This window comes from Nonomuraea sediminis, assembly GCF_018531495.1.
GTDB classification, from domain to species: Bacteria; Actinomycetota; Actinomycetes; order Streptosporangiales; family Streptosporangiaceae; genus Nonomuraea; species Nonomuraea sediminis.
Map to the genome: position 1 here is coordinate 705,347 of NZ_JAHDTI010000001.1, position 25,912 is coordinate 731,258.

Below are 25,912 nucleotides of genomic sequence, written 5' to 3' on the forward strand. Positions count from 1 at the left end.
TTCAGAGCAGGGTGAGTTGTACAGAGTCGTAAAAGGCAGCGGGGATGCGCGGTGCGGTCGTGACTGTGCGCCCGGACGCGAGGCTGTAGCGACCGTCGTACGGGTCGTGCACCAACCGGCACGCGTCGATCAGTGACGGCGCTTCCTCGAGCAGAAGTTGCCACGTCCAACGCAGGACGGACGGCAGGTGCTTGTCTGGGCCGTTGGCGAGGAGCGTTCCGTCCGCCGAGTCGGCGTCCATCGCCGCCGCGGCGTACCGCAGCCGTTTGAACGAGTTGACCCGCCCGACGTGGACCCACAGCCCGGCCGCGCACGCAGCCCGCGCGAGCACGGCGGCCGCCGGCGATAGCTTCCACGCCGTCGATCCGCCGATGAACAGGCAGTCGAAGTCCTCCCAGCGCCACCAGTCGCAGAACTCGAGGTGGTCCTGGGCGACCAGCGCGACCGGGTATCCCAATCGCCGGATGCGGTCGAGGTACGGGTATGAGTGGCTGATGGTGGCGAACGCGTTGAAGGGGACGTCGGGCGCCGTCGCGAACAGGCATCGGTCGGCGAACTCCACGCGTTCCTCCAGCCAGTCCATGTAAGCCTCGTCGCCGACGTACGAGTTGCCGAAGATGCCGCTGTCGGCGGCCCAGTAGCCCTCTTCAGGGACTCGGTTGCCCGAGGAGGGGGTGAGGATGGCGCCGAGCCGGCGCGCGTGGATGTGCTCTCGGATCCGGTTGGTGCTCGGCGGCGCCAGGTACAGCGGGGCGTGTATCAACAGCAAGCCGCCGCAGGGTCGAACAGGCTGGCCTGCCGAATCCTCTTGCGGCGACGGACTAGACCTGCCTCATACCGGCGGCGCAGTTCCGCGAGCGTGAGCGGGTACTTCACCCCGGCGACGGTCTCGGTGAGGATCGCCACGTCCTTGTCGTGTGTGGCGCGGAACTTCTCTTCCAACTCTTCGGCGTAGGCGTACCGAGCTGGGAAGGTGTCCAGCGTGAGCAGCCACTGCTCGCGCCCGGCCCGGACGCACAGACCGCCGCAGTTGTTGTGCTCGTAGCCCAGCTCGTACAGCCGGGGCACGACGATGCCGAGCGCCCTGCACTCGTCGAGCATCCGGTCCTTGGACCAGTACGGCTCGTCGCACATCGGGAACTCGACTCGCCACGGCGACCAGCCATTCACGGTGCCAGGCAAACGCCGAGTCTCTGCATGATCGAACCCGACGTAGGCGATGGTGTCGGCCGGGTCGCAATGGTCGGTCATCCACTTCCGGCAGGGCACCTGCTTAAGGTGCTTGCTGCACGGCGCGAGCCGGGAGTTGCCGAGCCATTTGACGTCGAAGAACACCTCGAACGGCGTGCGGCCGTCCTGGACGATGGTCGGCGCGACGCCCAGGTGGGCGCTGGCGTCGTCCATGAACCGGTAGAGATCTTCGTCCTCGGTTAGGGTGTCGGCGAACAGCAGCACCAGGTTGTCGGTGCCGTGCTGTGCTGCGACGCGCTTAGCGGCCCAGAACGATCCGATGCCGCCGCTCATCTGGACTACATGGCGGGTGGCCATGACGGTCTCCTTCGATGGTGGGGGTACGGCCCCGCCGCGGCACGGCGGGGTCGATTGCGGAACCGCTATCAGGCGGCAAGGTCGTAGTCGAACCTGGACAGCTCGATGTTGAGAATCGCCTCGATGATGGCGCAGGTCAGGATCTCGGCCATGGGCGGCGGGACCGCGTTGCCGATGAGCTTGACCTTGTCGCGCGCCGTGTCGGCGACGAACTCGTAGTTGTCGGGGAACGACTGCGCCCGCCGGAGCTCATGGATCCGCAGCATCCGGAACAGGATGGACGACACATCGATCTGGCCATCTGAGGTGAGCAGAGCCCACCGGTCGCGGGTCGGCAGGGTCCCCACCGGCTCGTTCACATCCTGCGTACGACCGTTGCCGTAGTACGCCATGAGCAGCGTCTCGGGCACGGGCAGGCCGGGAGGGGCTGTGACCAGCGACTGGTGCCCGGTCGTGGTAACCGTGCGCATGTGCTCGCTCGTCGGGGTGACGTGCTCGCGCCCGTCGCCCTTGCTGCCGTTGTTGCGCATGAGCAGCGACGGCGGCGGCTCCCAGCCGGGAGGGACTCCGAGCCCGTGATGGAAGCCGCCGGCCGTGACCGCGTGTGCGGGGTCCTCGAACGCGGGCCTCGACTTGAACTCGTCACCCCCGCCTCGGAACGGGAACATCAGCGGCAGCATCCCGTCCTGGAAGGCTGGGTCGCTGGCCAGCGCGTGGTTGGAGCCGTCCGAGACGAGGGTCGCCAGCGGGTCCGTGGTCGGGTTGGTGTTCCGAGCGCGGTCCGACCGCATCAGGGACAGGAACGCCGGGAACGCCCCGGGCGGGGCGTCGGGGTCGATCGCGATGGCGTCTTCCAGGCGGGTTGTGCTGGTCCGCTTCGGCAGGCTGGTCGGCCGCGCCTTCTTGCCGTCGCGGCCTTCGCACGGTACGACGAGCGCGTTCGCCTCGCGCGTGGTGAGTGCGGGGATGGGCTCGTCCACTCCCCGCGGCCCGTCGTTCCAGGTGCCGCCCGCGGGGACGGTGAAGGGCTTGATCCAGTGCTCCTGGACTCCGGCGCGGACGCGCGCCATCGTCTTCGGTGCCAAGCCCTCCGGTTTCTTCTTCGTCTTCTTCCTGCTGCCGATCGGCGTCCCGAGGTCGGTCCAGTCGATCGCGTACGCGGCGGGAAGCACCGGCGGTTCGATGATCTGTCCCTGGCACGCCAGTTCGGGGCAGACGTACACGTACTGGCCGTTCTTGATGCCGTAGACGCCCATGTCCACGCCGGGGCGCTTCCACGCCTTGACGGCCTGCACCCATCCGCCGTGGCGGTGGCAGAAGGCGTGCGGGTTGAACCACTTGTCGTAGTTCGGCGTGCGGCCCACGGACTCGTGGATGCCGGACACGAGCATCCGGTCGCGGGACTGCGGGGTGGGCAGCGTGGTGCGTCCCTGCACGTGCGCGGCGTTCACGGCGTGGATCTGGATGATGTAGCCGAGCTTCCGCAGCTCGCGGATCCACCGGTCCCAGTGCGCCCACAGCCGGGCCTGCACGACGTTCTCGACACCGAAGCCCAGCACCGGCTTGCCGTATTTCTCCTGGCAGTGGCGCAGGTAGGTGACTACCTCCTCCATCAGGGCGCGGCTTCTGATGCGGGTCTTCTGGTGCTCGGTCAGGTTGTCCAGGTCGTCGGCCCACAGGGCCATCTGGTTTTCCTTGTCGAAGTACCGCGTCTCACCCGATGCGGTGCTGAACGCGGGGCAAGCCGGGCTCGCCCAGAAGAACGAGGCGTACGGGAACTTCTCGATAGCGTCGGCCGCCTGGACGTCGCCGAGCCAGAAGTCCACGTCGGGGTGGTTCTCGACGTACGTCCACTTCGCGGGCTTCGCGTGGTTGGCTGCGAACTTTAGCTTCGTGCCGGGGACGGCAGCGATTCCGGTTCCGGAGCCGCCACCGCCTGCGAACATCTCGACAACGTCGAGGTCGTCGGGGAACAGCCGGTTCAGCACCCGGACTCCCCGCGGGACGATTCCTCGGCGGCGGCCTGCGCTGCGCAGACCTGCCTGACCGCCTTGGCCAGCTCGCCCTCCGAGGGGAACGGGATGCGGATCATCTCCGGGATCTGGCGGTAGAAGATGAAGCCGGAGGCCATCAGGACCGCCTCGTAGCGGCCGGGTGACGTCCAGAGCACGGACACGGCCCCATGGCTCGAAGCCCGGGGTCGAGCGCCAACGCCGAGTGATTCGGGGCAGGAGGTACTGCAGAGTGGCGGTTCATCAGTGGTGTTGCCTTTCGCAGATAGCGAGGGGTTAGAACGAGAGCGAGAGCTGGGCGGGCCCGTTCAGGCCAGCCAGCCAAGACCGCTCGAAGGACTTGAAGGTCTTGTCGTGCGCCAGCGCAGGCGCGACGACCAGGGCGTGCTCGACGCACGGGTAGTAGAGGTTCCGGGTGCGCAGCCACAGCCGGTGGTGGCGGCCGTCCGTCTCGACCTCGCGGCCGAGCAGGTGGGCGGCCCGGTCAAGGCGGGCCAGCACGTCGGCGCGCGTGCCCTCGACCAGCAGCTCCAGCGACCGGTAGGTCTGGCCGCGCGCCATGGCGTCGCCGGGCTTGGCACCCATGGCGCGGCGTACGTCGTAGACGGCCCACGGCAGCCGGTCGAGACGCCGCTCGAACAGCTCCAGCAGCGGCCCGCTGTCTGGGTTCGAGGCGATCAGGTCGTACAGCTGCTCGCCCGCGAGGAGCCCCTGCCGCGGGTTGATCGCGACGGCGAGGTGCTCCATCGTCAGCCCAAGCAGCGCCTCGTGCGGGTTGGCCAGGTAGCGCGGGATAGTCCGGTCACGGCCCTCTGCCAGGGAAAACGCGAACGGACACTGCACGCACGCCGACTTCGGCCATTTCACGCCGAGCTTGCCGAGGATGTACTGCTCCGCGGCGGCCCGATCCCAGCCCCACTCGATCAGCGGGTAGGACGGGATCCGGGTCGGCAGGCCGAGCGGCATGTCCTGCAGCATCCGGCGAGCCTCGTTCGCCTCGAACCCGACGACGTGCACGAACTCGTCGTCGCCGACGATCTGGGCGATGACCTGGTCGAGGACCCAGCCCTTAAATTTCAGCGAGCATTTGCGCACACCTCCGGACTGGGGGACGGTCGCCACCGACAGCAGCTCGTCCGACAGCCGGTAGGCGCCCGGGGCCGACGTCAGGCACAGGATGGGGTTGGTGGTGTCGTCGAGAGTGACGATGCCGTCCTTCTGGCGCGGGCCGGCACGTGACACCTGCACGGTGCGTACGCCGTGGCGGGCGAGCAGCGGGTAGATGTGCTGCTCGACGAGGTAGGCGGTCTCCACCCACTCATCGCCGGTCTGCGCCGTGACGACGACGAGGTCACGCAGGTCGAACCAGCGCGTGCCGGGCTCGGTGAGCCAGCGCAGCAGGATCGCCGTCGAGTCCACGCCGAGCCCGTACGAAAGGATGATCTTCACGGACGCTCCGGGGATGCCCCGCCCGCCGGGGCGGGGCATTACGTTGGTGGCGGTTCCGCTATCAGGCGGCGATGACCACGACGACCGTGTTGATGCCGGTCGCCGGGGCGAACGAGCCGGCGGGAAGCGGCTCGAACTCGCCACCGCGCTCCTCGACCAGGACGCGGAACTTCTCGGCTGTCCTGGACTGGTGGAAGATGATCCCGGCGCCCATGACGGCGACGAGCCGGCCGCCGGGCTTGAGGAACCGCAGGGCGTGGGTGACGTGCGCGATGTCCTTGCCGCCAGAGAACGGCGGGTTCATCACGATCCGGTCGCATGTCGGCTCGTCCGGCTCCTCCAAGTCGAGGAAGTCCCGGATGTGGATGGAGTTCGCCCCGGGGACGCGCTCGGCCAGAACCTTCGCCAAGCCCTGATCAATCTCGACGCAGTCCACGACCGCGCCACGCTCGACGGCTGCCGCCGCGATGTTGCCGGTTCCCGCCGATGGTTCGAGGACAGTCATGCCGGGCTGGATGTCGGCCAGCTCCATGAGCTTGTCCACCACGGCGGGCGGGGACACGAACGCTTCCCGCCCGGCGCCCACCTGCATGTTGCTGACGGTTTGCGAGGCCGCCTGCAGCTGCTCGGTGTCGACCTTCGGCACCTCGACCTTCGGCCGGTTCGGCGCCTGCTTGACGCGTCGCTTCGGCGCGATGACCGCGGGCCCGTCCTCGCCGTGCGGGCACTCGATGGCGAGGATGTCGGTGAAGGGCACCTTGTCGGGCCAGGAGTAGCCGGAATCGGCGCTCACGGTCTTTCGGTTGACCTTCAGCACGACGCTCCTGCGCCAGTAGACGACCGTGTCGCCCACGTGCACGTTGTGCGGCCCCCACTTGACGTACTCGCCCGCCTCCACCGCGGCGGCGAGCTGCGCCCGGTCGTATTCGAGCTGGTTCTCCAGCTGCGCCTTGCGGGCGAGCTGCATCTCCCGGTAGTCGCCCTGGGCGGGCTCGTGGCTCTCGATGTAGCACGGGTTGCCAGCGTGGTCGAGGTGCCTGCGCTCGTAGCCGTCCAGCGACTTCTGGATCTTGCGCAGCTCGGCCTCAGCCGTCTTGATCCGGCGCGCGGTCACGGCCGGAGTCGCGGAGCGCCGCAGCTGCCTGCCGACCGCGTTCGCGCGCTCGGCCGCGCTCTGCGCCGCGTCGTTCTCGGCGATGCTGGTCCGCATCGCCTGGTCCATCCGCTTCCGGTCGCGTCGCGCGCCCCGCTCGGAGTGGTGACCGACCAGGATGGGCTGGCCAGCCGCGAACCGCTCGCTGATCTGGTGAGCCCGCTCGTGCGCGGCCGACGCCGCACCGGCGTGACGGTCGGCCTTCCGCTCCAGCGCGTCGCGGCGGTCTTCGAGCCGGTCGGCCTTATCTTCCAGGACTTGGGCGCGGTCGCGGAAGTTGTCGTCGATCTCGACCTCGACCTCGAACCCCGCCTTGCGCAGGGCCTCGGCCGCGGCGTTGATCGCCCACCGGTCGGCGACCCGGTCACGCGAGTTGCGGAGCCCGATCATGCGGAGGGAGGGGAAGAACTTGAAGCCGCCGTTCTCGTACTTGCGGATGATGTCGTACACGCCGTCGCCCTTGCGGGTGCCGTAGACGAGCGTGCCGTCCTCGTGGGTGTGCTTGATCCTGATCAAAATTCCTCGCTCAAGGGAGAGCGCAGGGCAGCCACCCGCCGCCCTGCGCGCGGGTAGCTACTGCTGGGGGCCGTGCTCCTCGTCGGCGTCCTTGAGCTGGGCCTGCATCAGCTCCAGGACGAGCTCGCGGGGAGGCTTGCCGCCGGGCCGGGGCGCGAACACCGCGCAGTCCGGCGGGCACAGCGTGGTGCGGTCCTCGGGGCCGGTCGGGGTGGTGCCGCAGCGCGGGCACTTCACGATGGGCCGGGTCTGGGTCACGTCCCACGTGCCGCGCTTCACGTAGTAGCGAGGCCCGCGCTTGGACGACTGCCAGCCCTCCTCGGCCAGCTTCTTCTCCTCGGCCTTCTGCTCCTCGGTCTGCTTGCGGCCGATGTGACGGAACGTGCCGAGTGCCTTCTCCCCCTCGGCGACGCAGCGACCCTGCTCCAGCCAGTAGTCGAAGCCGCCGCAGTGGACGAGCGGCCGCCGCTGCGCGGCCAGCAGCGCGGCGTTTTGCAGCGAATAGCCGCCGTCGTCGCTGGCCGGGTCGAACTTCCACCCGATGCTCGCGGCGATCGAGCGGAACTCCTCCAGCTCAGCCGGGTCGGACAGGCACAGCACGGCGTAGTTGTGCAGCGCGTCGTTCGCGGCGGCCCTGCTCGCCTGCGACTGGGCCTTCATCTCGTCGGTGACGGGACGGCGCTTGCGGCGCTTCTCCGTGGCGGTCGCCATCGTGGCGTTTCTCCTTGTCGTGATGTTGATTGCGGTATTGCTATCAGCGTCTAGGGATAGTTGAGCTCGTAGCCGTCCGGCAGCGACACGCGCCGGGTGCACTGCTGGCACTCGAAGCCGTCGCCCTCGAAGTAGCCGTCGCCAAGGCTCACGCTGATGACGCCCGGCTCGGTAATGGTCATCTCGTTGGACCGCGTGGCCACGTCCAGCTCAACGATGTCGTCGGCGGCGCCGCAGTCGCCGAAGGGGCAGACGAGTTTGCCGTCCTCGACGAGCGCGGTCGGCGCGTCGTTCAGGTCGGGGATCACGGCCTCGCAGCACGCGGAGACGATCGTGCCGTCCGAGTCGCCGCGGGTGATGATGCGCGAGCGCTCACCGCACGTCGGGCACATCCGAGTCTCGGGAAGAAAGGTGATCACACCGTCACCTCTTCCTCGGCCCTGACGTGCGTGGTGTATGGCTCGCCGACGCGACCTCGGTCGTAGTGGACGACCAGCCGGACCTTCGTCTCGTCGTCGGGGATGATGTCCTTCACCGTCCCCGCCTGGTCGCCGACGATGACGCGCTGGCCACGACGGAAGGCCGACATCTCCTCCCGGTTGCCCCGCAGGTAACGGGCCATCAGGCCGAGCGACAGCACCCCAGCCGGGTGGGTCTGGCCGGGGTACTTGACGGCGGCAGCGAACGCCGTGTGCCCCTTGAAGCCGACGTAGATGACCCAGTCGTCGCGGGTCAGGGTCAGCTCGGTGACGCCTTCCTCATAGGTCGGGCTGGTGGCGATGGCCCACCCGCCCAGGTCCGCCTTCGTGGTGATCGCCGGGCGGTAGGTGTTCGGGTTGACGGCAGGCCGGACTCTTCTGGTCATCGTGTTCCCCTCGGTACGGAGTCGGACACGGCACGCGCTGTGTCGTAGATGGGGTCAGGCAGGTCCGCGGGGGCGCCGCAGTGGCACAGGCCGGTGAGGACGACGCCGCCGCGCAGGTCGAGCCACCATCGGTCGGCGGCGGCCGTGAAGTACTGGTCGAGCAGCATCCCGGCGATCGGGTTGCGCGCCCGGCCGCCCGGGTGGGCCAGTCGGGCGACGAGGAGATGCAGGTGCGGGTACTCCTCGACCTCGCAGATCTCGGTGTCGGTGTCGCCCTCGCCGAGGGTGAGCGCGCCGGACAGGTACGGGTGGTCGAGGCGGTCACCCTCGTCGGACAGCAGCAGCGCCAGCCGGTCGCCCTGGTTGAGGTCGGTGGTGAGCAGCAGCCCCATCACGGTGTTCGTCACGCGGGCTCCCCCTCGTGCGGGACGAGGTCAATAACGGCGACCGTCGTGTTGTCGTGGCCGCGGCCCCGCTTGGCCAGGCCGAGCAACTCCGCTGCGACGTACTCGCCGTCAAGATCGGGCGCGGCCAGCTGCGTGAGGTCGTCGAGCATGGCGTTCATGTGGTCGAGCCGACCGGCGAGCGGCAGGTGCGCGGTCAGCCCGTCCGAGGCGAGGATGATCCGGGCATAGTCGTCTGTGTAGGTGTAGAGGTGGTGCGGCCAGCCGCCGTCCGCTTCGTGCGACTCCTCGACGTTGCACGGCGTCATGCAGGGGTGGCACGACGGGGTGGTCAGCGGGACGACCTTGCCGTCCAGCTGCACCGCCCACGCCGGCGAGTCGCCGACCCAGGCGAGGTCCAGCCCGCCGCAGGTGATCGACGCGACGACCGCCGTGGTGATGCCCTCCTGGCCGGGCGGCGCCCCCTCGTTGCGCTGCTGCAGGTAGGTGCGGGCCGCGTGCAGGCCCTCGGCGCCGCTGTTGGTGGAGCCTGCGACGGCGGCCGCGATCTGCGCGCTGATCTGCGCGGCGTCGGCCGCGTCGGAGTCGTCGTCCGCGCCGTCGCACACCGCGACGGCCAGCGCCCAGGAGCCATCGACTACGGCGACGTAGTCGGCTTGGGTGTCGCGGCCGTTCTGGATGCTGTCGTAGAAGACGCGGGCGACGCCCGGCACGTACATGAGGGGCATATGGTTCCCTTTCAGTTGTCCCAGCCCTGCTCGGGCAGGCAGTTGAGGAGGCCGATGATGTGGGTGGCGCCGCTGCATTTCCGGGTGCTGTGGTTCAGCTGCCAGGTGAGGGTGATCCGCAGGGCGCGGCCCTTGTCGGCGGAGACGTCGAGAGTGCCGAAGTACAGGCCACGACTGAGCCGAAGCTGGTAGATGCGGCGGTATGGCTCCTCGGGGATGTTCACGGTGAACCCGTCATCGCGGAGCCGCCGGATGATTCCGGACGCACTGCGGTTGGGCTGCATGGGCATGTGCTGGTCCTTTCTTGCGAGCAGCGCAGGGCCCGCCCCGGGGGCGGCAGCGAGGCGGGGCCGGGCGTGATCGGCTAGTTCCAGTTGATGGAGCAGGAGACGTGGTGCTCCTGTGGGGGCGCGTCCCATCGGGCCGGGCAGTCGCCGCACTGGTCATGGATCTCGAAAGGGAAGACGTCGGTGATGTTCACCGGCTCTTGCTCGGTGTCGTCGTCGTGGCTGTCGGCGGTGGCGCGGTTCACGAATGCTCCCCTTCTGAGCGGTCTGTCTTGGGTGGGTGCGTTACGCTGGGACGCACTGGGTCTTCGTTGTGGCGACGAGGGTCCGGGGCTTTCTGTGGTGTTGGGATGGCCGGGCCTGTGGCGGGCCCGGCCATCGCCGTTCCCGGGGCTACTCGCGCGGCAGGACGCGCAGGGCGCAGTGGTTGACCGCCTCGACCCAAACGCCCACAGGCAGCCGAACCGGCTCGTACTCCACAGGCGAGTAGTCCGACCGGCCGCCGTGGCGGACCAAGAACGTCCAGTCGTCCACGCCGTGCTCCCAGACGATGACGCGGCCGCCCCCTTCGTCCCAATCGGCGTCCATGACCTGCGGCCAGTAATTGCGGTCACCGCTGAAGTGCTCGCCGATCGCGTCGGCGATCTGCTGCGCCAGCTCGTCGCTGATCTCGGTAGGAGTACCGTTCGTCGAGTTCAGCACGTGGATTGCGGTATCGCTTTCACCAACACGGGTGACGAGCATCGCGTCGAACAGCGTCGAGCCTTCCTGCATCGCGTGCTGGATGGCCTCGCTGGCGTGCGCGGGGCCCCAGTCTGCCGACTCCATGATCGCGATGAGCGCCCGCTGGGCGTGCCCGTACGGGCCAGGGTCGCAGGCAAGCTTCTGGTCATCGGCCTGGTTGAGGCGGCGCAGGACGAGCAGCAGGTCTTCGGCGATGCCGCGGGTCGTGGTGTCCATCGTGTGCTCCGTTGCGCTCTCAGTGGCCGGTGTTGGCGCAGACGGGCTTGCCGTCCGTCGTGCGGGAGACGGCAGGGCTGTCACAGGTGCGACAGGTGGCGCGTTCGCGGATCACGTCGAGCGCGGTGTCGATCGCCGCGCACGCGGCCATGAATAGGCGCCGCTTGCAGTCGAGGCCGGCGTTGCCCCGGACGATCTGCTCGAACGCGAGCCGGTCGTCCACGGCGGCGCGGGAGGCGCTGATCAGCAGCAGTTCGACGCCGACGAGGTCGAGGTCGTACTTGGCGGGGTTGGTGGCCTGGGCGGCGGTGAACGTTGCGACGAGCATCGCGTCGAGCAGCGAGCCTCGCTCGTCGAGCTTCTTGCGGCCGGCGAGGTAGTACGGCATCGGGCGGCCGTCGTGGTATTCGATGCCCGGCGGCGTCGTCTCCGGGTGGGCTGGGGCAACCTCGTGCACAGCGTTGTCGGGGTAGCCGTCGCTCTCGCCGATCAGCTTCCAGGCGTGAACGTTGAGCAGGTCGCCCAGCGCGGGGGCGTCGTCGTCGAGGGGGACGCCGGAGTCGAGGATGGCGACGACCTTGGGCAGGGGGAACAGCATTGTCTCGCCGTCCTCGGTGTACTCCTCGGCCTCGGCGATGGCTACCAGGTGGTGTGCCGGGAGGGAAGCCCCGTCGAGGCCGAGCTCGAAGGTGTGGGGTTCGTCGATCGCGACGGCCAGGTAGCGAGTGGTCGCGACTGTCGCGAGCGGCCGGGCGGGCGTCTCGGCTGCGTCGTCTCGCTCTCCGAACTCGAAGACCACGCTCCGGATGACGACCATTTGGCCTTCGGGGGTGAGGTCGTCGTACGTGGCGTCGTCCGGGTACGGCGTGGCGCCGGTGTCCTTCTCGTAGGCGAAGTGAAAGGCCGCGGCCTGGGTGACGGCGGCCAGGTTCTCCTCGAACTCCTCCGGGGCGGAGGGGTTGGTCAGCATCCGGGCGATCGTCGCGAGCATCTGACTGGTGGTTCCGCCCTCGTTGCGGACTTCCTTCACAGCGGCCAGCAGTTCGGTGCGGGTCCGAACGGTGATCGTGTCCATGCTGTTCTCCTCGTGACATGCCGCGGCCCCGCGACCGTGGCGGTCGCGGGGCCAGAGCCGGTTAACTGATTGCGGCACCGCTATCAGCATGTGTCGTTGGATCCATCCAGCCGGGTGGGGCGCCGGTTACGGCGCTCCTTCCGGTGTTTCGGCTGGTCAGCGGCGCTTTTCGTGTGTTACGTCTTCGACGCTAACACATGTGGGGGGTGTACCTATACATATAGGAGACCGATCATCGTTTCTCTCCATAACGATACGATCAACGCGTCAGATGCGTTCTGCGCTCTCTAGAGTGCTTGACGAGTCAGACGCACCAGACCCAAGCGATAGCGCGTCTCCGTCGATCTGACGCGCGTACAGCGCTGCTCTTGGACGTTCACCGCACCCGGCTCCCGCCTTTACCATGTAGATCAGGATTTGTCGTTTTGTCGGGCCGCGCGTTCGGCGCGGCCACGCATCCTCGCCCGCGCCAGCGACACCCGGCGCCGCTCTGCTACCTCATCCACCACCTCTGCCCCCGGCTCCGGAACCCAGGTCTCAACAAGAGACGGCGGCGCCTCGGCAACCTCCTGCGCGACCTTGTCGATCCACTCCCATCTCCATGGATCCACCACCCGCCTCGGCCGCGCCGCCTCCACTTCACGAGCACGCATCGCCCTGGCGGCCGCCGACGACGAGCGCGCCAGCAGTTCCCGCGCCTGCTGGGCCCGGTCGGCGTACGACCCGCTCACGACTTCGACTCCAACCACCGAAGGCGCGCAGCCTCCTGCACCAGCCTCCTGGCGTCCAGCGCAGCTCGAGCCGCACGGTAGGCCGCGGTCGGGCCGCACGCCTCGGCATGGGTGACGGGAGGCAACGGCGCGAGAGCTTCAGCCCGGCTCGGGCGGGCCGCAAGCTGCAGCGGACCGCCAACGCGCTGCGCGTTCGCCGCCTCCCGTCCCGCCCGCCACACGTCCTGCTCTGCGCGCAGCCGAGCGGCCGCGGCCTCGAGCCGCTGCGACTTGCCGGGCAAGGGTCGGCCGTGCTCGTCCAGCCAGGCGTCGAGCCGGTACCGCATCCAGCCGGGCACGTTGCGGATCTCGTCGCGGCTGGTCCACGTGTAGCTCCAGGCCGAGCCGTCCGGTTGGTGGTCGAGGGCGTGTAGCACGTCGTCGGCTTTCCACCCAGCGGCGACGAATGCCCGGGTCAGGTGCCGGATGTACCACGGCGACAGCCGCCGCAGCGTGGTGCTCTCGTCGTGGATCTGCTGCGCGATCTGGAGCGCGTGCTTGCGGGTCCCCGGCGTTGCGGTGGGCTCTTGCGTCGTCGAGGTTCGGTTCCGGCGACGCGAAGGTGATCTTTCCTCGCGCGCGTGCGTAGGACCTTCCTGTACTCCCCTACGGGAAGTACAGGAAGGGGGTTCAGTTGTCGTTTTGTCGGTGTGCGGGCCGGTCTCCTCCAGCTCAGGAGCCGGAACGCACAGCACCCACACCGCCGCCCGGTTCCCTAGGCCGTCGTCGTCGAGCCCGCACCGGTTCCCTCTGCGGTACCGGTTGGTCGTGCCCTCCTCCACGACGCCGAGGAAGCCTCGCTCACGCAGCCACCGAACCCAGCGCTTCACGGTGGACAGCGCCAGGTCGAGATCGTCAGCGATGCGCTGCTCGGTGGGGCGGGTGGTCATCGTTGTCCAGTCGGCCCAGTCGGCCAGCTTGGCCGTCACCGCCGTCAGGTTCCGGTAGGCGTGGCACCGTAACGCGAGCGCGTCGGCGTGCTCCTTGACGGCGCGAAGGAAAGCCTGTTGCGAGGTGGCACAGCGCATCCTCTCGGGGACGGCCGACAGGACCGCCACACGAGATGGGGTTAACGAGGGTTGAGAGACGTTCGGACGCGGCGGGGCCCAGGTGTCGGGGCGCGCCGGGGCGAACGCTTGGCGAGGTGATATCTTCGGCTCCAAGCATTTCGAGCACCCGCCCGATCGGCTCGCCTGGCGACCAACCTTGGAGCCGGTCAGGGGATGCGGTGTCGTTGCTGATGTGGGATAGGCGCTCTTCGCTCTGCGGGGGGCGCCTTTCTTGTTGTCTGGCCGGGCGGCTCCTGAGGGACAGGCGGCTCGGATACGGGCATGGTGGTGCTCCCCCCGGCCCCCGCTGAGGGACCCGCCCCACTGAGGGATAGGGCGGTTGGGCGGTCGCCCGTTCCGGCGGTCTCGTGTGATACAAACAGCAGAATTCGACGCTTCAGACGCGTCAGACACACCATAGCGCGACGGGTGCGTATGCACGAGACGTGTTCACGAAGATCACCAAGCTCGTCATACGGACTCCGGAGAGGGCGGAATCGCCACGGACCCGCTGGCCCGACACCCGGCGAACACCCAAACGGAGTAGCCCGACGCGCGCCCGCCACGACCCCTCAGGAGAAGCACGATGGCCCGCGTCAGAGATCTGTGGTTCACGACGGTCAAGGGACCTGACGGCAAACCCATGCGCAAGAAGACCGCCAAACATCCCGACAACGGCGGGAACCCGAAAGCCAAGCGGTGGCAGGCCGTATGGATCGGGCCCGATGGCAACGAGAAGACAGCGACCAGGCGCGTCAAGGACGAGGCCAAGAAGTACGCACGGAAGATGGAGGAGGACCTGGCGCGGGGCGAGTACATCGACCCGGCAGCCGGCAACGCGACATTCGACACGTACGGACAGCGGTGGATGGCCTCTCGGGCCGGCATCGACCCAGCCTCCCTTATCCGCTACGAGTCGATATACCGGCTCCATATCCAGCCGAAGTTCGGCAAGCGCAAGGTGGGGTCGATCAAGCCGTCAGAGGTGCAAGCATTCCTTGCCGAGCTCTCTGAGCGGTACGAGGCCTCCACTCCGATCACGGCGCTTCTCGTCCTCCAAGGCATCCTCGATCTCGCCGTTGCCGACGAGAAGATCAAGAAGAACCCGGCCAAGGCCGAGATCGTAAAGGCACCAGCGCACGCATACAAGAAGGTGGTCCCGTGGACCGACCTGGCGGTTCTTTCCATCATCGCCGCCCATCCTGAGCACCTGCGAGCCATGCCCGTCCTCGGGGCTGGATGCGGCATGCGGGCAGGCGAGTGGTTCGGCCTGGCGCTCGAAGACGTGGACTTCGATGAGATGACCATCCATGTGCGGCGGCAGATCAAGAAGCTGAACAGCGACTTCGTCTTCGCCCTGCCGAAGAGGGACAAAGAGCGCACGATCCCCCTGTCTCAATGGGTGGCCGACTTTCTGCGCACGCACATCAAGGCTCATGAGCCGCGGCCGTACACCTTGCCCTGGGAGAAGCCCAGCGGGAAGCCGCGTACTCACAACCTGTTGTTTCGCTGGGCCACCGACGACTTACACATCCGGCACCGCAACTACGACGAGACCGTCTGGAAGCCCGCGCTCGTCGCGGCCAGGGTCATCCCCGAGCCAACCAAGGACACACGAGGTCGGCGACGGTACCTCACCACACGGCAGCAGGGCACGCACCAGCTTCGCCACTACTTCGCCAGCGTCACCCTGGCGGGTGGCGTGACGATCAAGGATCTCTCCGAGTACTTGGGACACGTAGACCCGGCGCTTACGCTCCGTGTCTACGCTCACATGCTGCCTTCGTCGCACGACCGGGTCCGCGAGGCCATCGATCGGCAGTTCCGGCACCCCTAAAGCCGCCGAGGCAGAACTGAGACAGAACTGACGTCCGCGCCCCGGCGAGGGGCCAGTCAGGGGTGGTGTGTCGCGACGACGGCCCTGCGGTCACGCCACCCCACTGACGTGCGAATCTCTCACCGCACCGGCAGCCCTGTGACGGCCCGGCCAATGATCAGGCGTTGGATCTCCGAGGTGCCTTCAAAGATGGTGTAGATCTTGGCGTCGCGATGGAAGCGCTCGACCGGGTGCTCGCGTGTGTACCCGGCGCCGCCGAGGATCTGGATGGCCTGCTCGCTGACCCACACCGCCGTCTCGCCCGCGACGAGCTTGGACATCGAGCCCTCCGCCTGCTGGAACTGGCGGCCGTTGCGGGCCATCCAGGCCGCCCGCCAGGTCAGCAGGCGGGCCATGTCCACCCGGGTGGCCATCTCGGCCAGCAGGAACGCGATCGCCTGGTTCTCGCCGATCTTGCGGCCGAACTGCTCGCGCTCGCGCGCGTAGTCCCGCGCGTACTCGTAGGAGGCGCGCGCGATCCCCACCGCCATGGCCGCCACGGACGGGCGGGTGGTCTCGAAGGTGCGCATCGCCGCCTGCTCACCTGTCCGCTCGCCGTTGCGGGTGCGCGCCAGGCGTGCCTCCAGTTTTTCCTTCCCGCCGAGCAGGCAGGATCCGGGTACGCGCACGTTGTCCAGGACGACCTCGGCCGTGTGGGACGCCCGGATGCCGTGCTTCTTGAACTTCTGCCCCATCGACAATCCTGGCGTCCCCGGCGGGATCACGAAGGAGGCCTGCCCGCGGGTGCCCAATGAGGGGTCGACGGAGGCCACCACGACGTGCACGTTGGCGATGCCCCCGTTGGTGGCCCAGGTCTTGACGCCGTTGATGATCCAGTCGTCGCCGTCGGGCACGGCACGGGTGCGGATGGAGCCGATGTCGGACCCGGCTTCCGGCTCGGAGGCGCAGAAGGCGCCCAGTTTGACGTCGTTCTCGGTGCCGAACATCTGCGGCAGCCACTCGCCCATCTGCTCGGGCGTACCGCTCGAGGACAGCGCGGCGGCCGCCAGCCCGGTGCCGACGATCGACAGCGCGATGCCCGCGTCGCCCCAGAACAGCTCCTCGAACGCGACCGGCAGCGCCAGCCCCGAGACCTCGAACCACTGGGTGGCGAAGAAGTCCAGCGAGTAGAGCCCGATCTTGGCGGCCTCCTGGATGACCGGCCAGGGAGTTTCCTCGCGTTCATCCCATTCGGCGCCGGCCGGGCGGATCACGTCGTGGGCGAACTCGTGCACCCAGTCGCGTACCTGCACCACGTCCTCGCCCAGCTCCGGACAGAACCCGCCCATGCTCGCCACACTCCCCGACGCGCCCGTTACCATTGGTAACACCCTACCGATCAGTAAGGTCCAAGCAAAGCCCTCTTCTGGTTCGCGCCAAACGACCACGCAGAGTAATATGACGGCCACCCACCGTTCCTCCCACGGAAGCCCCCATGAACCGCTGGCTCGTCGCACTGCTGGCCGCGCTCGCCGTCGCGGCCGGATTCCTGCTGCTCAAGCCCGCCTCCACCACCCGGGTCACCGCGTACTTCGACCGGGCGGTGGGCCTGTATCCCGGCTCGGACGTGCGGATCCTCGGCGTACGGGTGGGCAGCGTGGCCGGCGTCACGCCGATGGGCGACCGGGTGAAGGTGGAGCTCGCCTATGACGCCTCCAGACGGGTGCCCGCGGACGCCCAGGCGGTGATCGTGGCCCGATCCGTGGTGGCCGACCGGTATGTCCAGCTGGCCCCGCCGTACACCTCGGGCCCTGTTCTCCGCGACGGGGCGACGCTGACCAGCACGCGCTCGCCCGTCGAGATCGACGAGGCGCTGAGCGGCTTCGACGGCCTGACCAGGGCGCTCGGACCGCAGGGCGCGAACGCCGACGGCGCGCTGTCGCGGCTGCTGAAGGTGTCGGCCGGCACGTTCGGCGGCCAGGGCGAGTCGGTGGGCACCACGGTACGCGCCCTGTCCGACGCGACCTCCGCTCTGGCCGGCGACCGGGATGACTTCTCCCAGAACGTCCGGAACCTGGCGGCGATCACGTCCTTGATGGCCCGCGACGACGCCCGGATCCGCCGTTTCATGAAGGACCTGGCCGACGTCTCCGGTCAGCTCGACGACGAGCGCCAAGAGCTGCGCGCCGTACTCCAAGGCCTGTCGGGGACGCTCACGCAGGTGGCCGACTTCGTCGACGACAACCGCGGCGAGATCACCGCGAACACCCGCGACCTCGCCCACATCACCAAACTCCTCGTACGGCACCGCAAGTCCCTCGAAACGTTCCTCCAGACGGCCCCGCTCGGCGTCAACAACGCCAACAACGCCTACGACGCGACCAGCGGCTCGTTCCGCGCCCGCTTCGACCTCAACGGACAGACGGACGACCTGGCGATGTGGCTGTGCTCCCTCGCCTACTCCCTCGGCACACCCCCGTCACGCTGCGAGCCCCTCCTCCGCCCCCTCAACCCCCTCGGCAAATCCCTCAACACCCTCACCCTCGACCCGTCCCCCCTCATCCAGCCCCTCGACCCCACCCTCGGCGGCTTACTCCCCCGCCCCCACAACTGACCTCCTCTCCCCCACAAGCCCGCCGCCCCCACCGCACGAATCTTCCGCCCTCACGACAGGCCACCACCGCACGGGTCTTCCACCTATACGACAGGCCACCACCGCGCCCGGGCCTTCGCCTGTACGGCAAGCCACCCCACCGCCAGTCGCCGCACTTCGGCTGGGCTCTGTCCAGGGAGACGCCACGGCAAGCAGGACGGGGCCGCCCGCCGTTACGATCCTCCGTCACCCCGGACCGGGCACGCTCGCTCCCCAGCCTTCGTCACCCACCGCCCCTCGATCCCGCGAAACGAGACTCCTTCAAGGGAGCTCGCGGACCCACGCGGCAGAACCCTTGGGCTACGCGCGTCGAGACACCCGGCAGGCGATGTCCCGGGATGAAGCGTGGGGGTTGCGTCCACGGCACGTGTACGAGTTTGACCTGGTCACAAGCGTGGCGCGAGCTCATCCGTACGGGCCGTGGAGATCACCCATCAGAAAGCTCCCAGCGGAGACCACCGTGAGATCGCCCATGCCCATCGGGCAGTTCCCTGCGGGGCGTGGCATGCACTCGCTGTTCGGCATAGCAGATGGTGACGCGCAGGCCTACCAGGCGGCACTCGAAGGTTGGCAGGGACGGCGTCGCGAGGACTTGCCTCGTGAGGTGCGGCCGAGCACGCGGGGACGGGCGAGCCCGAAGCAGACGGGCCCGGGTGATCGGGACCGGCTGCCTCGGGCCGGGGAGGAATGGGTTCGGAGGGTGCGCGGGGAGGGACGCGGTCGGGAGGTTAGGGGTGGGAGGGGCGGGTGGAGGCTAGGACGGCTAGGGCGGCGGCGGTCATGGCTGCGGCCAGGCCGTACATCAGGGGGGTGAAGCCGCCGAAGGCGGCGGCGACCTGGGGGCCGGCGCTGCCGCCGACCGCGAGGGCGAAGGAGAAGAGGGCGAGGGCCGTGCCGCGGGCGGGGCCGGCCTGGGAGGAGATGGCCTCGTTGAGGCTCGGGAGGCCGCCGGTGATGCCGGCCACGTAGAGCGCGAGCAGGAGCGCCAGACCGAGCGCCGTCACGTGGGTGAAGCCGATCACGGCCAGGCCGAGGGCGCCGAGCGCGAGGAACGCGGCGGCGCGGGCGGTCGACGGGATGCGTCCGAGCCAGGGCATGAGGAGCGGCACCAGGACGATCGCGGGGAGTCCGGCGGCGCGCAGGCCGAGGAGCGCGCCGGAGGAGGTGGTCACGCCGTAGATCTGCATACCGGTGTAGACGGCGACGAATCCCACCATCAGCACGATCGTCGCGACATAGCGCAGCGCGAGCACGCGGTTGAACACCAGCCCGGGCACCGAACGGTAGACCGACAGCAGCGACCCTGCGCTCTGCCTGGGCAGGTCGGGCAGCATCACGGCGCGCAGCGCGAGGGCCGCGAGCGCGAACCCGGCCGCCGACAGCGCGAACAGCCCGCGCCACCCGATCGCACCCACCAGCAGCTGGGCGGCCACCTGCAGCAGTACGGCGGAGGCCAGGAACGCGCCGGTGATCGCGGAGATGGCGACGACGCGGCGGCGCGGCTCGATGCGCTCGGCCAGGTACGCCATGCCCGCAGGCGGGAACATCGCGACCGCGATGCCCTGGATCATCCGCAGGGCGTAGGCGACCTCCGGCGACGGGCTCAAAGCCACCAACGCGGACGTGATGGCGGCGAGCGGCAATCCGATCATCAACAGCCGCCTGCGCCCGAACCGGTCGGAAAGCGGGCCGAACACCAGGAACCCGATCCCGTATCCCACCCCGAACGCCGTCACCAGCCACGTCAACGCGCCCGCCGACGCGTGCCAGCCGTCGGCCATGTCGTGCAGGAGCGGGATCACGATGTAGAGCTGGCCGCTGACGAGGATCGCGGTGAGCGTGAAGGCCAACATGGTCCGCGCGAAAGGCGCCCGCAATCCCGCAGCCTTCGACGAGCTGGTCTCATCGCCGCGATCAGCCAAATCAGGCGCGACGGCAGCCGCTCGCGGGGTGCTCACCTCACGGCCCCGGGCCTTGCGGTCAGCCACGTTCACGCCGTCGGTCAAGGTGGCGGCATCGCGGCTGGCGCTATCCCTGGCATCACCCAGAACGCCGTTGACGGTCGTGGGTGGGGTGGCGCCGGGTTCGGGGATCGGGGGGTTGGGGGCCGCGGGGCCGCGGTGGGCGGCGTGGCGGGCCGTACGGCGAGAAAACGTAATAGCCATGGCCCGAGACAGTAGCCAACTAAACGGTTGGACGTCAACCAACTAGTTGGATTGCAACCAACCATTTGGTCGTGGCAGAATGTGCACATGGCACCGAAGGTCTCGACCACCGCCACCCGCACCGCGCTCCTGGAGGCGGCCCGCGAGGAGTTCGCCGCGTACGGCATCGCGGGCGCCCGCGTCGACCGCATCGCTGAGCGCGCCGGCGTGAACAAGGAGCGCATCTACGGCCATTTCGGGAGCAAGGAGAAGCTCTTCGACGCCGTGATCACGGAGGCGCTCGACGACCTGACGGCCCAGATCGCGCTCCCGGGCAAGGACCCGGTCGACTACATCACCCGCCTGACCGAGTACTACCAGGAGCACCCTGACACGGTCCGCCTGCTGATGTGGGAGGCGCTCAACTACCGCGGCCAGGACCTGCTGCCCGGCCAGGAGGCCCGGGTGGAGCGCTGCGGCCGCAAGACCGCCTCGCTCGCCGAGGGCCAGGGCGTCGAGCCGACCGTCGACACGGCACGCACGCTCTTCCTGCTCACGGGGCTGGCGCTGCTGCCGTCGATGCTGCCGCAACTCGCCCGCATCATCGTCGGCGACCCGGGCGACTCCCTCGAATTCCGCGCCGCGATGCGCGCCCACATCGCCGACTTCGTCGCCGCCGCGATGACCAGCCCGTCACAAGACTGAACATCTTGTACGGCAAGCCACACCACCCGCTCCCCGCCGACGCCCCACCCGCCCGTCACTCCCACGCCACCCGGGCGCACACCCGAAGACCGTAACGTCGCTTCCGGACCCACCTTCGTGGGTTCCCCGGCGACGTGAACCCACGAATCAGGCCGCACGCGGATGCCGTGGACCCTCACCGCCATGCGAAACCCGCAGCCACACGGATGCGGGAACGCACTCTCACCTCGACTACAACCTGAAGCCCCTACGGTCGATCCCCGCTCCGGGCCACATACAGGTGTGGCACATTCGTGGCCCCGAACAGGAACACGGATGCGAGGGCATGCCCGACGCCCGCAGCCCCGGACGGGGACAGTCGAGGTGTGACGTGCGTACAGGGAAACCGAGGTGAGAGCCCCCGCGCCCTCGGACGGGGGCAACGGATGTGAAAACGTGCGCGACGCCTGCGGGATAGCGGGGTGAGAACCCCGCGGATTGGGACAACGGATATGGGGACGTGATCGACGCCCCACGCGGGACACCGATCGGGCCGCACTCGAGCGCCGCCGCCCGTCCTTGACGTCTGCGACCCTGGGCAGGGGCTGGCTTGCCGTACCGGACTCGATGGCCTGGTTGAAGGCGAGCGGCGGGCCGGGGCTCAGGGCTTGGGGAGGGTGGTTTGGATGGTGGTGAGGCGGTTGGTGTAGTGGGGCCAGGCGAAGCCCGACGACGCGTACTCCAACGTGACCTCCTTGACGAGGGCCGACGCCCCGGTGAGGTCGCCTGAGGCCAGAGCGTGGCCGGCCAGGACGGCGCGGGCCGCGAGCCAGGGCGTGCTGCCCTCGGGCGCGTCAACGAAGATGGCGTCGAGCAGCGGGGTCGCCTCGTCGGGCCGCCCGCGCCGGACCAGGACGTCCGCCAGGTCGATGTGCGCCATCGTGATCCCGGTGCCGTCCGTCACCGCGTATCCGACCGCCGTCCGCAGGTGCGACTCCGCCGTCTCCAGGTCGTCGCCGAGGAGGGCCGCGTGCGCCCTGACGACCTCGTTGAGCGGGAGGATCTGCCGGTCGTCCAGCCGGGTGGCGTAATGGTCGGATTCATCCGCCATCGCCAGCGCCTCGGCCGCCAGCCCCAGCCCGATGAACGCCTGCCCCTGGTTGCTCAGCCCGCGCGCCAGCCCGTGCTCGTCGCCCGCCTCCCGGTCGAGCGTCAGCGCGGACACGTACAGCTCGAGCGCCGAACGGGGATTGCCCGAGTAGAGGTGCAGCGTGCCCAGCGCGTCGGCGAAGGCCGACTGCCGCTGCCCGTGGTCGAGGTCCCTGGCCAGCTTGAGCCCGGCAAGCAACGGCGTGAACGCCTCGCGCAACAGCCCGCGTTCGATGTCGACGATCCCGCGGTAGTAGAGCACGCTCATCGTCGCCGAGTCGTCGCCCACCTCGTCGACCAGCTCGGCCGCCCGGCTCAGCAGGTCGGCGGCCTCGTCGAACCGCCCCACCATCGTGGCGACGAACCCGTGGTCGCTCAGCGCGTTCAACCGCTCGAGCGGGGTGCTGCCAGGGGCGTCGCCCAGGGCCGCGAAGTGCCGTCTCGCCTCGCCGTACCAGCCGCGGATCAGCCACGGGGTGTGCAACGCGAGCGCCAGCCGCAGCCCGTCGGCCGCCCGCGCCGTGCCCGGTGCGCGCTCCAGCGCGTCGAGGAGGTTGGGCCACTCGGCGAACAGCACCGCCACGTCCTCCGCCGCGGCGAAGTCCCCCGGCTCGCCGGCCTGCCGTACGAACTCCAGACACCACGACAGATGGGCGGCTTGTACGGCATCGCCCTCGCCGGCCTCGTCCAACCTCGCCCGCGCGTAATCCCGTACGGTCTCCAGCAGCCGGAACCGCCGCCGCCCCGCACCGCTCTCCACGGTCACCAGACTCCGGTCCGCCAACTCGGCCAGCACCGGCGCCACATCTCCCCGCTCCACCACCACCCTCCCGGTACGGCCGGCCTCCACACCATCGCGCGCCCCATACCCCGACAAGCCCCTGTCCCCCGCAGCTCCGCCATACGCGGGCACGCCGGCATCGCGGGCCGTGAAGCGGCTACCAGCCCCGGGCGCGCCGGGATCGTGGATGGGGTGAGTGCCGTGACCTGGGGCGCCGGGATCGTGGATCACCGGGGCGGTGCTGTGACCTTGCGTGTCGCGATCGTGAGGCGCCACGGAAGCATCGCGGTCCGCCGCGGAGGGTGAAGGCGAGGCGTGCACTGGCGCTGCGGTATCCCCGGTGTCCGTGGCAGGCGTGCCTTGCCCGGGCACACCGCGATCGCGGGCGGGGATGACGTGTTCGGCGGCTTCGAGGGTGAAGCCGCCGGTGAAGACAGCGGTACGGCGGAGCACCGTGCGTTCGCGGTCGTCGAGGAGGTCGTGGCTCCAGTCGAGAGCCGCGCGGAGGCTGGAGTGGCGGCCGCCGCGGACTCGGGTCCCGCCTACCAGGAGGCGGAGGCGGTCGTTGACCCGTTCGGCTAGCTGGCGGACCGTGAGGGTGCGGGTGAGTCCGGCGGCCAGTTCGATGCCGAGCGGGAGGCGGTCGACCGCTTCGCACACGGATGCCACGTCGCGCGGGTCGGCTTCCGTCTGGTCGGGGGCGCAGCGCTGGGCGAACAGGCGGGCGGCGGCCTCGGGGCCGAGGGGGCCGACGTGCACCAGTTCCTCCGCCGGGACCAGCAGCGGACGTTGCGAGGTGACCAGCACGCTGAGCGACTGGGTGCGTCCCATCAGCGCCATCACGAGGTCGGCGACCTGCTCGACCAGGTGCTCGGCGTTGTCCAGCACCAGCAGCGAGCCCTCCAGCTGCTCCGCGACCTCGGGAACGGGATCGTCGCCCGCGCTCGCGCCGACTGCCGCCGCGACGGCCGCGCTCACGGCGCCGTCCCTGTGCAGCGGTGCCAGCTCGACCAGCGTCACCGACCTCCCGGTGTGCGCCACGGCCCTGGCCGCCTCGATCGCCAGCCGGGACTTCCCGCTCCCGGGACCGCCGGTCAGCGTGACGACTCCGGCCCGCGACAGTCGCGCCACGGTGGCGGCTACGTCTCCTTCACGCCCGACGAAGCTCGTCGCCGGAGCCGGCAACACCACTTTGCGTACGCCTGCGGAGGCCTCGGCTTGGGATGCGCCGGGAGCAAGGGTGGCTCCGGGTTCCGCAAGACCCGGGACGGAAGCGCCGAGACCAGCACCGTCGACCTCACCCGGAGCGGGAAGTCCGGGAGCGGAACCCGGCAGCGAGGGAACGGGAGCGCCGGAACCCGCAGGCCAGGAGGCGGGAGCGGGGGTGTCGGGACCTGTGGGCGTAGGGGTGGGAGCAGGTGCGCCGGGACCTGGGGACGACGAGGCAGGAGTCGGGGGCGAGGTGGCGGGAGCGCCTGGGACCGTGGTCGCAGGGGTGTGAGTGGAGGCGCCGGGCCATGGAGGCGAGGGGGCGGAGGCCGGGGACGACGGGGTCGGAGTCGGGGGCGAGGTAGCGGGAGCGCCCGGGGCCGAGATCGCGGAGGCGGGGCCGGAGGCGTCTGGGTTCGATGGTGGAGGGGTGGGAGCGGAGGCGCCGGGGTCCTGGGGTGAGGGGGCGGGGGTCGGGGACGCGGGAGGTGGGGTGACGGGATCCAGGGGCGAAGGGGCGCCGGGAACCGGGGATGGGTCCTGGGGCGAGGGGGCGCCGGGAACCGGGGACGGGTTCTGGGGCGAAGGGGTGGGTGCGCTGGGGCTCTGGGGCGAGGGGGTGGGGGTGGGTTTTGGGTGGGGGGTTAGGGCGGGTGTTGGGTGGGGGCTGAAAGGGGGTGGGGCGGGGGTGAGGAGGGTGGGGTCTTGGCGGAGGAGGCGGAGTTCTGTGGTGGCCGTTTCGGGGGACGGGTCCACGCCGAGTTCCTCCGCGAGCGTTCGGCGGAGGCGGGCCAGGCGGTCGAGGCTGTCGGCTTGGCGGCCTGAGCGGTAGAGGGCCAGGGCGAGCAGGGTGCACACGCGTTCGTGCAGGGGGTGGTCGGCGGACAGGCGTTCGAGTTCGTGGATCACCTCGGTGGCGGCGCCCAGGGCGAGGTCGGCGGTGAGGCGTTCTACCAGGAGGTCCAGGCGCCATGCGTCGAGGCGTTCGCCCTCGGCGGCCGCGTAGGGGATGGTGCGCAGGTCGCCGAGTGCGGGGCCGCGCCAGTGGGCCAGCGCTTCCCTGGCCGCGGCGGCTGCGGTCAGGTGGTCGCCGGAACGGGCGGCGGCGTGGGTGCGTTCCGCCGCGATGCGGGCCGCCTTGAGGTCGACGGGCTCGGCGGCCAGGGCGTATCCACCGGCCCGCCGTACCAGCAACGTGCCCAGACTCTCCCCACGCCTCTCGCTCCCACCCACCGCCCCAGAAGACCGCGTCGCACCAGAAGACCCAGCCGCCCCAGAAGGCCCCGCCGCATCAGAGGAGCCCACCGCGCCAGAAGGGCCAGACGCACCAGAAGACCCCGATGCACCAGAGCCAGCCGCGCCGGAAGAACCCGAAGCGCCAGAGGAGGCAGTCGTACCAGACGAACCCTCGGCGCCAGAAGGCTCGAGCGCACCAGAAGATCCGCCGGCACCAAAAGGCCCTCCGGCACCAGAGGGACCCTCCATACCAGAGGTGCTCTCGGGGCCAGGAGCCCTCGATCCATCAGAAGACCCTTCAGGACCAGAAGACCCCGCCGCACCAAAGAAGCCCGCCGTACCAGAAGACCCCTCTGCGCCAGGCGACCCCAACGCATCAGAAGACCCCGCGGCACCGAAGGAGCCCGCCGTACGGGCTGAAATGCCTGAAGCGGACAGAGTGGCGCGGAGGCGGGAGGACAGGACGCGGAGGCGTTCCGTGGGGCGGGCCAGGTCCGCCGGGCCCCAGAGGTCGGCGGCGAGGCGTTCGTCGGGCACAGGGGTGCCGGAGGCCAGGGCGAGACGCGCCAGCAGCGCCCGCTCCAGCAGGCGTTCGACACGGAGAGGAACCTCCCCGGCACTGACGGAAACCGGTCCGAGCACCAGGACGTCGAGGAGGGGCACCACCCCAGTATCTGTGAAACGCTGGTGAGATGGCGGTGCAAGGGCACCAC

General features: G+C 69.5%; 23 protein-coding genes. 3 read left to right on the forward strand and 20 right to left on the reverse strand.

Annotated elements, in window-relative coordinates:
- Position 1: 1 nt before the first annotated feature.
- The 17 genes from KIK09_RS03330 to KIK09_RS03410 all read right to left on the reverse strand — a co-directional run bounded on the left by KIK09_RS03330 (position 2) and on the right by KIK09_RS03410 (position 13,407).
- On the reverse strand, positions 2 to 769 hold the full coding sequence (locus KIK09_RS03330; protein ID WP_214317112.1) for a hypothetical protein: 768 nt from the start codon (positions 767 to 769) through the stop codon (positions 2 to 4).
- Positions 760 to 1,548 (reverse strand): hypothetical protein, encoded by a 789-nt coding sequence (locus KIK09_RS03335; RefSeq protein ID WP_214317113.1) that lies wholly within the window; start codon positions 1,546 to 1,548, stop codon positions 760 to 762. Before KIK09_RS03335 ends, KIK09_RS03330 begins: the two co-directional genes overlap by 10 nt.
- A 68-nt stretch (positions 1,549 to 1,616) precedes the next feature.
- The gene (locus tag KIK09_RS03340; RefSeq protein WP_214317114.1) at positions 1,617 to 3,536 is read right to left on the reverse strand and encodes a DNA cytosine methyltransferase; all 1,920 of its coding nucleotides are present in this window, start codon (positions 3,534 to 3,536) and stop codon (positions 1,617 to 1,619) included.
- A complete protein-coding gene (locus tag KIK09_RS03345) occupies positions 3,530 to 3,724 on the reverse strand; it encodes a hypothetical protein (protein ID WP_214317115.1) in 195 nt (64 codons plus the stop codon). The genes KIK09_RS03340 and KIK09_RS03345 overlap by 7 nt, the downstream gene beginning before the upstream one ends.
- Before the next feature lie 112 nt (positions 3,725 to 3,836).
- Positions 3,837 to 5,009 (reverse strand): hypothetical protein, encoded by a 1,173-nt coding sequence (locus KIK09_RS03350; protein ID WP_214317116.1) that lies wholly within the window; start codon positions 5,007 to 5,009, stop codon positions 3,837 to 3,839.
- A 61-nt stretch (positions 5,010 to 5,070) separates the two neighbouring features.
- Positions 5,071 to 6,678, reverse strand: coding sequence for a DUF3560 domain-containing protein (locus KIK09_RS03355; RefSeq protein ID WP_214317117.1), 1,608 nt, complete (start codon positions 6,676 to 6,678; stop codon positions 5,071 to 5,073).
- A 57-nt stretch (positions 6,679 to 6,735) separates the two neighbouring features.
- Positions 6,736 to 7,389 carry a hypothetical protein gene (locus KIK09_RS03360; protein WP_214317118.1) on the reverse strand — a complete coding sequence of 218 codons (654 nt, stop codon included), beginning with the start codon at positions 7,387 to 7,389 and terminating at the stop codon, positions 6,736 to 6,738.
- A 50-nt stretch (positions 7,390 to 7,439) separates the two neighbouring features.
- Complete coding sequence (locus tag KIK09_RS03365; protein WP_214317119.1) at positions 7,440 to 7,808, reverse strand: hypothetical protein; 369 nt, start codon at positions 7,806 to 7,808, stop codon at positions 7,440 to 7,442.
- Positions 7,805 to 8,254 carry a hypothetical protein gene (locus tag KIK09_RS03370; protein ID WP_214317120.1) on the reverse strand — a complete coding sequence of 150 codons (450 nt, stop codon included), beginning with the start codon at positions 8,252 to 8,254 and terminating at the stop codon, positions 7,805 to 7,807. The genes KIK09_RS03365 and KIK09_RS03370 overlap by 4 nt, the downstream gene beginning before the upstream one ends.
- The gene (locus KIK09_RS03375) at positions 8,251 to 8,661 is read right to left on the reverse strand and encodes a hypothetical protein (protein ID WP_214317121.1); all 411 of its coding nucleotides are present in this window, start codon (positions 8,659 to 8,661) and stop codon (positions 8,251 to 8,253) included. Before KIK09_RS03375 ends, KIK09_RS03370 begins: the two co-directional genes overlap by 4 nt.
- A complete protein-coding gene (locus tag KIK09_RS03380; RefSeq protein ID WP_214317122.1) occupies positions 8,658 to 9,386 on the reverse strand; it encodes a protein phosphatase 2C domain-containing protein in 729 nt (242 codons plus the stop codon). The genes KIK09_RS03375 and KIK09_RS03380 overlap by 4 nt, the downstream gene beginning before the upstream one ends.
- A gap of 11 nt (positions 9,387 to 9,397) precedes the next feature.
- Complete coding sequence (locus KIK09_RS03385; RefSeq protein WP_214317123.1) at positions 9,398 to 9,676, reverse strand: hypothetical protein; 279 nt, start codon at positions 9,674 to 9,676, stop codon at positions 9,398 to 9,400.
- 74 nt (positions 9,677 to 9,750) lie between these two features.
- Positions 9,751 to 9,918, reverse strand: coding sequence for a hypothetical protein (locus KIK09_RS03390; RefSeq protein ID WP_214317124.1), 168 nt, complete (start codon positions 9,916 to 9,918; stop codon positions 9,751 to 9,753).
- Positions 9,919 to 10,066: 148 nt separating this feature from the next.
- A complete protein-coding gene (locus KIK09_RS03395; protein ID WP_214317125.1) occupies positions 10,067 to 10,633 on the reverse strand; it encodes a hypothetical protein in 567 nt (188 codons plus the stop codon).
- A gap of 19 nt (positions 10,634 to 10,652) precedes the next feature.
- Entirely contained in the window at positions 10,653 to 11,708 is a 1,056-nt protein-coding gene (locus tag KIK09_RS03400; protein ID WP_214317126.1) for a hypothetical protein, read from the reverse strand.
- 410 nt (positions 11,709 to 12,118) lie between these two features.
- Positions 12,119 to 12,439: a hypothetical protein gene (locus KIK09_RS03405; RefSeq protein WP_214317127.1), complete on the reverse strand. Its 321-nt coding sequence runs from the start codon at positions 12,437 to 12,439 to the stop codon at positions 12,119 to 12,121.
- Positions 12,436 to 13,407 (reverse strand): hypothetical protein, encoded by a 972-nt coding sequence (locus KIK09_RS03410; RefSeq protein WP_214317128.1) that lies wholly within the window; start codon positions 13,405 to 13,407, stop codon positions 12,436 to 12,438. The genes KIK09_RS03405 and KIK09_RS03410 overlap by 4 nt, the downstream gene beginning before the upstream one ends.
- 706 nt (positions 13,408 to 14,113) lie before the next feature.
- Here KIK09_RS03410 and KIK09_RS03415 point away from each other — a divergent pair.
- On the forward strand, positions 14,114 to 15,364 hold the full coding sequence (locus KIK09_RS03415) for a tyrosine-type recombinase/integrase (RefSeq protein ID WP_214317129.1): 1,251 nt from the start codon (positions 14,114 to 14,116) through the stop codon (positions 15,362 to 15,364).
- 119 nt (positions 15,365 to 15,483) lie between these two features.
- Here KIK09_RS03415 and KIK09_RS03420 read toward each other — a convergent pair whose 3' ends face one another.
- Positions 15,484 to 16,692, reverse strand: a complete 1,209-nt coding sequence (locus tag KIK09_RS03420) for an acyl-CoA dehydrogenase family protein (RefSeq protein WP_214317130.1) — start codon at positions 16,690 to 16,692, stop codon at positions 15,484 to 15,486.
- Positions 16,693 to 16,838: 146 nt separating this feature from the next.
- Between KIK09_RS03420 and KIK09_RS03425 the strand changes: the two genes are divergently transcribed.
- Positions 16,839 to 17,957: an MCE family protein gene (locus tag KIK09_RS03425; RefSeq protein ID WP_214317131.1), complete on the forward strand. Its 1,119-nt coding sequence runs from the start codon at positions 16,839 to 16,841 to the stop codon at positions 17,955 to 17,957.
- A gap of 767 nt (positions 17,958 to 18,724) precedes the next feature.
- Here KIK09_RS03425 and KIK09_RS03430 read toward each other — a convergent pair.
- The gene (locus KIK09_RS03430; protein WP_214317132.1) at positions 18,725 to 19,849 is read right to left on the reverse strand and encodes an MFS transporter; all 1,125 of its coding nucleotides are present in this window, start codon (positions 19,847 to 19,849) and stop codon (positions 18,725 to 18,727) included.
- Positions 19,850 to 20,248: 399 nt separating this feature from the next.
- Between KIK09_RS03430 and KIK09_RS03435 the strand changes: the two genes are divergently transcribed.
- A complete protein-coding gene (locus KIK09_RS03435; RefSeq protein ID WP_214317133.1) occupies positions 20,249 to 20,845 on the forward strand; it encodes a TetR/AcrR family transcriptional regulator in 597 nt (198 codons plus the stop codon).
- Between the two features lie 640 nt (positions 20,846 to 21,485).
- Here the strand turns inward: KIK09_RS03435 and KIK09_RS58950 are convergent.
- The gene (locus KIK09_RS58950) at positions 21,486 to 25,196 is read right to left on the reverse strand and encodes a BTAD domain-containing putative transcriptional regulator (RefSeq protein WP_214317134.1); all 3,711 of its coding nucleotides are present in this window, start codon (positions 25,194 to 25,196) and stop codon (positions 21,486 to 21,488) included.
- Positions 25,197 to 25,912 lie beyond the last annotated feature (716 nt).

Coding starts and splice junctions, on each gene's coding strand:
- KIK09_RS03370 (WP_214317120.1), bottom strand. CDS start 8,254: ATGACCAGAAGAGTCCGGCCTGCCGTCAACCCGAACACCTACCGCCCG.
- KIK09_RS03415 (WP_214317129.1), top strand. CDS start 14,114: ATGGCCCGCGTCAGAGATCTGTGGTTCACGACGGTCAAGGGACCTGAC.
- KIK09_RS03335 (WP_214317113.1), bottom strand. CDS start 1,548: ATGGCCACCCGCCATGTAGTCCAGATGAGCGGCGGCATCGGATCGTTC.
- KIK09_RS03400 (WP_214317126.1), bottom strand. CDS start 11,708: ATGGACACGATCACCGTTCGGACCCGCACCGAACTGCTGGCCGCTGTG.
- KIK09_RS03430 (WP_214317132.1), bottom strand. CDS start 19,849: ATGTTGGCCTTCACGCTCACCGCGATCCTCGTCAGCGGCCAGCTCTAC.
- KIK09_RS03385 (WP_214317123.1), bottom strand. CDS start 9,676: ATGCCCATGCAGCCCAACCGCAGTGCGTCCGGAATCATCCGGCGGCTC.
- KIK09_RS03425 (WP_214317131.1), top strand. CDS start 16,839: ATGAACCGCTGGCTCGTCGCACTGCTGGCCGCGCTCGCCGTCGCGGCC.
- KIK09_RS03435 (WP_214317133.1), top strand. CDS start 20,249: ATGGCACCGAAGGTCTCGACCACCGCCACCCGCACCGCGCTCCTGGAG.
- KIK09_RS03420 (WP_214317130.1), bottom strand. CDS start 16,692: ATGGGCGGGTTCTGTCCGGAGCTGGGCGAGGACGTGGTGCAGGTACGC.
- KIK09_RS03360 (WP_214317118.1), bottom strand. CDS start 7,389: ATGGCGACCGCCACGGAGAAGCGCCGCAAGCGCCGTCCCGTCACCGAC.
- KIK09_RS03380 (WP_214317122.1), bottom strand. CDS start 9,386: ATGCCCCTCATGTACGTGCCGGGCGTCGCCCGCGTCTTCTACGACAGC.
- KIK09_RS03395 (WP_214317125.1), bottom strand. CDS start 10,633: ATGGACACCACGACCCGCGGCATCGCCGAAGACCTGCTGCTCGTCCTG.